Origin of the sequence: Salmonella sp. 5800, from assembly GCF_046558195.1 — a bacterium.
Classification (GTDB): domain Bacteria; phylum Pseudomonadota; class Gammaproteobacteria; order Enterobacterales; family Enterobacteriaceae; genus Salmonella; species Salmonella enterica.
In genome coordinates this window covers 1-228 of sequence record NZ_JBGDOX010000054.1, presented here as the reverse complement: position 1 = coordinate 228, position 228 = coordinate 1, and the positions used below count along the sequence as shown (strand labels likewise).

The following is a 228-nucleotide window of genomic DNA, read 5'->3' as shown; positions in this document are numbered from 1 at the left end:
TGTTTCAATTTTCAGCTTGATCCAGATTTTTAAAGAGCAAATATCTCAAACGTGACTCGTAAGTCAGTTTTGAGATATTAAGGCAGGTGACTTTCACTCACAAACCAGCAAGTGGCGTCCCCTGGAGGTTTGACCTCATCAGTTTGAACGCTGGCGTCCCCTAGGGGATTCGAACCCCTGTTACCGCCGTGAAAGGGCGGTGTCCTGGGCCTCTAGACGAAGGGGACG

The 228-nt window shown here is 49.6% G+C and carries 1 tRNA gene; it reads right to left on the bottom strand.

The window, feature by feature from the left end:
• Window positions 1-151: 151 nt before the first annotated feature.
• A tRNA-Glu gene (locus tag ACLJZ5_RS22175) sits at window positions 152-227 on the bottom strand.
• Between the last annotated feature and the right edge of the window lies 1 nt (window position 228).